Raw genomic sequence first — 1,176 nt, 5'->3', positions numbered from 1 at the left:
GCCGTCCGCCTCGTCCTGAACAACGACAGCAGCCCCGCCAACCGCGTCAACGCCCTCATCGCCCTGATCGACTCAGGCGGACAGCACCTGTACAACGGCGACAAGCTGTTCGCCGACGCACTTCACGAAGCGGCCGGACATCCGGACCTGACCGCGCAGATCCTCGTCCGCCAGGCGTTCTGGGCCAACGTCAACGGCGATCCCGACCGGGCGTGCGCCCAGGCTGCCCGGGCCGCCAGCCTCGCCCGGAGCGCTGGCGACACCGCCACCACCGCCATGGCACACACGATGCAGGCCCGCATCCAACGCATCCTCGGCCGCCCCCAAGCCGAGACCACGCTCGGCCACGCCCTGTCCCTGCCACGCAGCACTCACATCCCCGTCAACGCCAGGCCCGAACAGCTCTCCGCCCGGCACGCCATCTTCGACGACCGTCTGGACGAAGCCCGCAGCGCACTGCTGCCTCTGCTCGTCGAAGCCGAGCGGACCGGAGACGCCGAAGCCACCGTGGATGTCCTGCGCAGCCTCGCCGAAGTCGAGATCCGCGCCGGACGGTGCGGACTGGCCCTCGACTACGCCGGCCGCGCCCTGTCGCTTACCGACAGAGCCGCCTTGGACCCCGCACCAACGTGCTACACCTCCGCCCTGGTCGAGGGCACCGCCTCGTGCACCGACTCCGCCCTCGCTCACGCACGCCGCGGGGCGGACACCTCCCGCCGGGAGGACAACAAAGTCTTCCTCTCCCGAAACCTCTTCGTCCTCGGACATCTTCTCCTGGTCACCGGGCGTCCGAAAGAAGCCCTGGAGGCGCTGGAAGAGGTCCGTACGCTTGAGAAGCGCCAGCAGGTCCGCGACCCGTCCGTCCTGCGCTGGCACGCCGACCTCGCCCAAGCCCTCATCTCCCTCGCCTTGGCCTGCTTGCGCACGAAGACCGTGGGCAGCCCGGTCAGCTGCGACATCACCGTGGCGATCGGGATGCCGCCCATCTCCATCCCGGCCAACACGTCGCACTCCGGAAGCAGAGCCACCATCGCCTCGGCGACCTCGCGCAGCAGCTCCGGCTTCCCCTCGAACAGGTACTTGTCGAAGTACTCGTCGCTGACCTGCCCAGATCGGAGATGGAACCGGCCGGTGAGGTGGCAGGTGTCGTAGACGCGGCGCGCGAGCGGGTGAGTC

General features: G+C 69.3%; 1 pseudogene. It reads left to right on the top strand.

The features are described 5' to 3' along the window. Positions 1-1,152 (top strand): annotated as a pseudogene (locus tag AB0L34_RS34135) (hypothetical protein); the annotation flags it as partial. Positions 1,153-1,176: the final 24 nt, after the last annotated feature.

The organism is Micromonospora sp. NPDC052213, from assembly GCF_040679695.1.
GTDB lineage: Bacteria > Actinomycetota > Actinomycetes > Mycobacteriales > Micromonosporaceae > Micromonospora.
This window is presented reverse-complemented; position numbering and strand designations above follow the sequence as displayed.